5 protein-coding genes are annotated in these 6,765 nt (G+C 41.9%); 3 read left to right on the top strand and 2 right to left on the bottom strand.

Annotation, left to right across the window (positions count from 1 at the left end; genetic code table 11):
• Positions 1-260: 260 nt before the first annotated feature.
• Together ACEW9J_RS17515 and ACEW9J_RS17510 are read right to left on the bottom strand one after the other, a co-directional pair.
• Positions 261-1,622 carry an MBOAT family protein gene (locus tag ACEW9J_RS17515; protein ID WP_373546391.1) on the bottom strand — a complete coding sequence of 454 codons (1,362 nt, stop codon included), beginning with the start codon at positions 1,620-1,622 and terminating at the stop codon, positions 261-263.
• 373 nt (positions 1,623-1,995) lie between these two features.
• On the bottom strand, positions 1,996-4,425 hold the full coding sequence (locus ACEW9J_RS17510) for a DUF1574 family protein (protein ID WP_373546390.1): 2,430 nt from the start codon (positions 4,423-4,425) through the stop codon (positions 1,996-1,998).
• 200 nt (positions 4,426-4,625) lie between these two features.
• Between ACEW9J_RS17510 and dprA the strand changes: the two genes are divergently transcribed.
• The 3 genes from dprA to ACEW9J_RS17495 all read left to right on the top strand — a co-directional run.
• Entirely contained in the window at positions 4,626-5,798 is a 1,173-nt protein-coding gene (gene dprA / locus ACEW9J_RS17505) for a DNA-processing protein DprA (protein WP_373546389.1), read from the top strand.
• 401 nt (positions 5,799-6,199) lie between these two features.
• Positions 6,200-6,538, top strand: coding sequence for a hypothetical protein (locus ACEW9J_RS17500; protein ID WP_373546388.1), 339 nt, complete (start codon positions 6,200-6,202; stop codon positions 6,536-6,538).
• Between the two features lie 131 nt (positions 6,539-6,669).
• Positions 6,670-6,765, top strand: a 96-nt coding sequence (locus ACEW9J_RS17495; RefSeq protein ID WP_373546387.1) for a DUF4277 domain-containing protein, incomplete at its 3' end; no start/stop codon positions are given.

The following is a 6,765-nucleotide window of genomic DNA, read 5'->3' as shown; positions in this document are numbered from 1 at the left end:
GGCAGGGCTGATCTATTGGAAAAAGAATAATGCTAAAACCCAATTGTTTCGTTTAACTTCCATCTACATTCGATCGAGACTTAACGACAGAAAAGGGTTAGAGCGGTTTTTCTCTGGTGGATGGATCAGCCCTGCCTTTTGAAGGGGGACTAAGATTCCGGTGTTCCCCTTTTAAAGGCTTGATCGGGGGGATCTTCTGGGATATCTTATACTTTTCAAGTAGCCTCTGAGATGCTATTTGGAGAACGACTCATGAGATTTTAAAAATCAAAATATATGAAGGCTAAACTCTCTGTCGGAGACAGCAGCCAGACAATATATAGACAGACAGGAATTAGTACTAATTTTAGATGCCAATTGAGATTTAACTTTAATAATCGATCGAATGTATAGGCAACCATCATCGCGATCGTTAATCCGACTAAAACTAGTAAAATTTGACTATCTGCTAACTTGAGATTTTCTACATATATCTTCGTGACGAACTGAGCGTCGCGAGGATAACCCCATAAGTGTTGAAATACTAAATTAGACTGTGCCAGATTGGGAAGTCGAAACCAAATCCAAGCCACAAAGATTAATGGCTGAGTCAAGAGCCAACCGCAAATATGTCCGACTCGGCTGCGCCAAAATAATGCAAGTGATTCAATTTTCGCTGAAAGCGTATGCGTTAAGCGGTGGAATACCAGCGCAATCCCATGAATACCCCCCCAGACAATATATCCCCAATCAGCACCGTGCCAAATTCCCGAAATTAACATCAGTGCTAATAGATTTAGACAAGTACGTCCCAATCCCAATCGCGAACCGCCAAGGGGAATATAGATATAATCTCGCAGCCAATTTCCCAGACTGATGTGCCAGCGTCGCCAAAAATCAGCGATGCTAGTACTCAGATAGGGAAAATTAAAGTTTGTCGGTAAATCAATTCCGAATAAAATAGCGGTACCAAGGACGATATCGACATAACCACTAAAGTCTAAATATAGTTGTAAACCATAGGCAAAAATTGCTAGCCATAAGTCGATACTACCTGCTCGATCGAGAGTAGTTGGCTCGAATACTAGTCTCACAAATATTGCTAAATTATCAGCAATTAAGGTCTTTTTGATAGCACCAATAGCAATTAACCATCCAGCTTCAGCTAGCCGCTCGATCGCGGGAAATTGGAGGTTATTTAATTGTGGAGCAAATTGCTGATAATGTGTAATTGGCCCCGATACTAGTTTAGGGAAAAAAGATTTATAAGCAGCATACTTGAGTAAGTTGCCTGTTGCGGGACTACCGTTGTAGACATCAATTAGATAGGCGGTAGATTCAAAACTAAGAAAGGATATTCCTAGAGGTGGTAAGAAATTTATTTTAATTGAAGTAGCTAATGCTTGAATATTTACTGGATCGATCGGTGCAAAAATATTTAATAAGAATGGGATGTATTTTGAGAGAATTAGCAATAATATGTTAAAAACTATTCCAGCAATCAAAACTCGCTTTCGCTGTTGCTTCCCGCGTGGCAACCATTGCTGAAAATAATCTTCACCTAATCGATCTTGGATTTCTTTATACTCAATAATTTGGCTCTCTAATAATATTTTACCGATCCAATAATTTACTAATATCATCGCTAAGATGATTGGAAAATATTGAATTTGCCGAAAGGAGATATAAAATACAATACTTGAAACTACGATCGCCCATAGTTTCTGATTTTGAGTCCGTGCTATTCCCCAGTAAAAGATTAAAGTGATTCCTAGAAAAATAGCATAACTAGATGATATAAAGCGCATCGATAAAAAACTGTGGGAATAATTAAGTAAGTCATTCTCTTCGGTGCGTTACCCTTCACAGATAACACACCCTACGATATTCTAGACGATCTAAAGCGCATCGATAAAAACTATATTAATAATTAAGTAAGTCTAAATAATTTTAAACATTTGGCGATCTTACAGTTGTAGCTAATAAGTCGATCTTCCGAGCGCATGTGGATATTAATTACCACGATATTGCTTCCATCCGTGCTAAATATCTACTCACATCACTTGCGCCAAATTGATTGAGATGACTCGGATCGGAAAAGCGATCGTACTGGTTATTTATCAAACCATCCAAGTCGATAAAAGTAAGTTGATGTGAGTTCATCAACTGCTGCATATATTGTTTAAAAATTACTTCATGCTGGGATCGAAATTTATCTAAATAGATATCTGATAGGGGCATATTCACAAATACCAGCGGAATCTTGTAGCTGGCTAAGAGATCGATCGTCTGGTGTAAAGATCGATCTTGACTACCAGATAATTGAAAATTAGTATAGTCACTGTCACTATCTCCTGTTACTCTACTATATTTATCAAAATAAGTATGAGGATCGAACCGTAAATCGAGTGATAAAAAACCATCAAAGTCGATATCTCGCTCACTCATTACGCTCGGATCGATGCTAGAATTTGAATCGCTAGCAGCGGTCATTTGTCTTACTAAAGGTACTTTAGTCTGCAACCAAGTTTTGAGTAGATCGCGATGATGATAAGCTAATGATACCTGTGCCAAATGACGATCGAGTGCCGTATCGATCGCCTGATAAGTGTTTTGAATAGAAGATTGGATTTGTTGTAGTGATGAGTTGCTATTGCTAGTCTCTGACATCAAAGCTAATTGGCGATAACGATCGGATGCGGCAATTGTTTCATAAGTTCGATCGATTCTACCGTTATTAAATGCTCTAGCTCCATCCGCCCAAATTAATAATTTTGGTAACTGTTGCGGCGTTAATAGCTGTCTCAAGATTAAATCTACTACTTGTGCGGTTGCCCCATTAATTCCAAAATTGTAGATCTGAGGATTGGGATAGCCACGATCGATTAAACTGCGTCTTAATACCTCTGGATTGACACCACGCAGGGCGCGCGAACTACCAACAATCAAGATATCAGGTACGCCATGTTGCAAACAACGCAATTGATATTGAGCGAGTTTCTGTTCGAGCAGTGAATTATTAAATGATAGTTGTAAACTGGTTGGTGTAGAATTAGCGGCGATCTGTTTGGATTCTAAAGTAAATTTAATTACTAAATCACTCGCTGTCACCAATCCTAACCCCACCAATAATAACAATAGTGATGGTTGCCATTGAAACCGAGGTTGATAAGCCAGTTGATTAGTCGTGAATAGCGGTTGAGGTTTCCAGATCCTCGTTGTTATCAAATACTCCCTAATTCTTTGCCCCAAACTGATTTTAGTTATCGATCGTGCAGCGACAACTTGAGGCTCAAATGCCACTGGTGGCAGTTCCAACTGCTGACGATTCGCTCCGCCAACAAAATCTACCCCATAAGTCCAAACAGAGATTGATTGTCCCGATATGCGTCCATATACGCGGATACCACTAATCCCCGTCAGATTCAATTGCTTCAGTACTCGAACAACAGTCGTCGCAACTTGACTTTGGATCGGACAAATAGGAGCCTCACTCATTACATGGAGTAGATGATGGCGGTGGAGTAGGGATAACTCAATGCCCCCACTCTCTAAACATTGCTCTAAATCTGGATTGAGCAACCGTTCGAGGATAAAAGTGAGGGCATCTTCATCGCCTCGTGCTGCTAAAATTATCGGCGTAGGTGAAAATCTGGGATCGCCCAAAGCTGGTAAATCCAGCCAGTGCATCCAGACAGGCGGCTCCTCTATATGTCCGCCAACTGGTTGAGATTGGACTCCGTGAATAGTTGCGCCTTGGATACCTTGAGGTGTCAATTCGATCAGCAGGGGGGCGATTCGATCGAGTACAATTTTTTTCGCCGGAAATTTGGACGATCGCGGGTTATTAAGAGTACAAAAAATCTGTAAGGTGAGATTTTTTAGCACAGCACTAACTTGAATTTCTGCATCTGCAAGCGCGAGATTAAGTAACTTGCTAATCGCTTGGACATCACCCCACCGCGCCCAATTCCTCAGTCTGAGGATCGGAGGTGTGAGATCGACTCTCAACCGCCAGTCGGCAATTTGGGTAGACGCTGGAACCGATCTCGTAGAAAATCGGGAGTATTGAACGATCGCCATCTGAAAATTCTCCAGCTCGATGCTGCGGAGCATTTTTGCCAGCGGTGCGGCGAGAATTTGGCATTCTAGACTCTTTTGGGCAGAGCATCGAACTAATAGTCGGTATGCCAAACGAGACGGGAATGTCGTTTCCTCACCCATGTTAACTGTGGACATCTGCGGGAGATGTTCGATCGAAAACTCAAACTTGACACCCAGCGGACTCAGTACTTGGGTTAATGCTTGAAAAATTAGGTGTTGCGTCAAAACTGATGACGGATCACTCTCACTCGAACTAGTGTTGCTGGTGGCGAAATTAGGCTCGAACCCAATTGATGGTAATGGCACGTAAAGATCTGGTTCAAGGTAAGTAGGTTCGGTCAAGATTTCACCTAAACAACATGTGGCAATCTAGGGGTGATGTTCGGTGCATCATCCCGATCGTCCTTTATCATATCGATCTGTTGGTCGATTTGTGCAGTCTCAATACCGAATTTCAACCTTTTTACCGAAATCTCCTGTAGTACTATATCCCATTTAATTTCTGTGGGCATATTAAACTGAACCAGAAGGGACTAGATCGGATGTCACAAGAACGTATTTATTGGTTGGCTTGGTCGAAAATTTCGGGTGTGGGAGCGATTTTAATCGATCGCATTTACCAGCATTTTGGTAATCTTGAAGCTGCATGGAATGCCGACTCTGAGAAGATCCTCGCCATCGATGGAGTGGGAACTCAATTAATCGCCACAATCATCGCCACTCGTGCCAAAATTGACCCTCACAAGTTGTCAATAACACATTCGATCGACAATCCCGATTGGTGGACGCGGATCGATCCTGATTACCCGCGCTTATTAGCCGAAATTCCCTCAGCACCAGGAGTCTTGTATTACCGAGGAAAAGTGGTTCCGGCTGAAAATCTGGGCAATATCCCCACTGTGGGCATTGTCGGGACTCGCGATCCTTCAGATTATGGCAAACGTTGGGCGCGAAAAATTAGTGCTCTGCTGGCGAGTAAAGGATTTACGATCGTCTCAGGACTGGCACAAGGAATCGATACAGAGGCGCATAGTGCCTGTTTGGAAGCAGGTGGACGCACGATTGCCGTCGTAGGTACCGGACTGGATCTTGTTTATCCACCGCGCAATCAAGCTCTGGCTGCTGACATCCACCAGCATGGCTTGATGGTGAGTGAATACCCAGCGGGAACGACACCAGATCGATCGCATTTTCCCGCCCGCAATCGGATTATTGCTGGATTGAGTCGCGTCACAATCGTGATCGAAGCTCCAACTAGATCTGGTGCCCTGATTACCGCTCATCAAGCCAATGACTATGGACGCGATGTATATGTCCTTCCAGGCTCCCTCGACAATCCCAACTCACTCGGCTGTCTAGGACTCCTCAGTCGTGGCGCACAGCCGATCCTCGGCTTAGATCATCTGCTCGAATTGCTCTCCTCGATCCCTCAACTCGATCCCTCCCAGCAACTACAACTTTTCTCCTTCGAGCCAGAACGCAGCCAAGTCATCGATGGAACCCAGATTCCGACAACGGAGTCGGAGCAAATAACACCACCAGATCTAAGTCCAGATCTTCAGCAAGTATGGTTACTCATGACTACTAGCCCAACTAGTTTTGACGAGATCGTCTCTCGATGCCAACTACCAGTCGCCAATGTTTCGGCGACATTACTAGAGTTAGAGTTGCTCGGTTTAGTCACACAGTTACCTGGGATGAGATATCAACGCTAAACAGTTGACAGCCAATAGACGATCGATCTGAGTCTATCTAAAGCAACTGGAGTTAAAGTTACTAACTATCTCGACAATTTAACCGATCGCTTGGGTCATTCGATCGATAAATTGAGTAGACGATCTAAAATGATAAGATATTTATATATATATTTGAATAACGATTCATAATGCTGATATTCAGATCTTGTATTCACACAATTTTTTAGATTTCTACAGATATTACAGGCTCAGAGTGCCATTAGCAATACTTTTTTAAACGATCGTATACATCCGCTCGAAAGTTTAAAAGAATTAGATAAATCCATGAATATCTTACTCACTAGTGTAGGGTGTTTTATTCCGAAGGGTAACGCACCACAGCCAATCTAAATCTCACTAATTTAGGATCGCTATATTAAATGAATCAGCTAAAAGCGATCGTCTTCGATCTGGATGATACAATATATCCAGAAAGAGATTTTGTCTTGAATGGGTTTCGAGCGGTTGCTGCTTGGGCATCAGTAAATCTAGGAATTAGTGAATCGATCGGAGCTGCAACATTATTTCAACTTTATCGTGAGGGAGTGAGAAATAATACTTTCGATCGATGGTTGATAATTCATGGCATCGCAACTGAAATTGTCCCTGAGCTACTTGATATTTACCGTCAGCATCTACCTAATATTAGTCCCTTCCCTGAAGCGATCGACTTATTAAAACCCACATTCCGCACTTCAATTTTCACGACAAATACTTAGTCTTATTTGTTACTCATTTAAAAATGAATATGCAAGCAAAAAGACTAAAACAAGTCTAAGCTAATACTACATTTGAATTATCGAGGCAGTGATAAGATCGTGGATAAAACTCCCACTAACTTTATAGAGAAATGAATTTTAAACTAGAAGAAATTGAAATTAAAAATCTAGATCACTTAGGAATAGTTGCGGGAATTATAGATGAAATAGGGATCGTAGAGAAAGTC

This window comes from Chamaesiphon sp., assembly GCF_041737865.1.
In the GTDB taxonomy this organism is placed as follows: domain Bacteria; phylum Cyanobacteriota; class Cyanobacteriia; order Cyanobacteriales; family Chamaesiphonaceae; genus Chamaesiphon.
Note: the sequence above shows the minus strand (reverse complement) of the source record. Positions and strands in the feature narration are given on the sequence as shown.

Coding starts and splice junctions, on each gene's coding strand:
- dprA (WP_373546389.1), top strand. CDS start 4,626: ATGTCACAAGAACGTATTTATTGGTTGGCTTGGTCGAAAATTTCGGGT.
- ACEW9J_RS17500 (WP_373546388.1), top strand. CDS start 6,200: ATGAATCAGCTAAAAGCGATCGTCTTCGATCTGGATGATACAATATAT.
- ACEW9J_RS17515 (WP_373546391.1), bottom strand. CDS start 1,622: ATGATATTAGTAAATTATTGGATCGGTAAAATATTATTAGAGAGCCAA.